This window comes from Silvania confinis, from assembly GCF_025564085.1.
In the GTDB taxonomy this organism is placed as follows: domain Bacteria; phylum Pseudomonadota; class Gammaproteobacteria; order Enterobacterales; family Enterobacteriaceae; genus Enterobacter; species Enterobacter confinis.
Window position 1 is genome coordinate 1 of the sequence record NZ_JAMGZJ010000007.1, and the last position, 258, is coordinate 258.

Annotated in this window: 1 protein-coding gene; it reads left to right on the plus strand. The window is 64.0% G+C overall.

All coding sequences use genetic code 11. The features are described from left to right. Positions 1-258, plus strand: a 258-nt coding sequence (locus M8013_RS00035; protein WP_271265810.1) for an integrase core domain-containing protein, incomplete at both ends; no start/stop codon positions are given.

The window sequence follows — 258 nt, forward strand, 5'->3', positions numbered from 1 at the left end:
CGTGGGGTGACACCACCGGGACCTGGACGGCGCTGGAGTTATGGCTGATGCGCCTCGGTATCCGGGTGGGTCACTCCCGGCCTTATCATCCGCAGACCCAGGGCAAGCTCGAACGCTTTCACCGCAGCCTAAAGGCGGAAGTGCTGCAGGGGAAATGGTTCACGGACAGCGGCGAGTTACAGCGGGCCTTCGACCACTGGCGGGCAGTCTATAACCTTGAGCGTCCCCACGAGGCGCTGAATATGGCCGTCCCGGCGT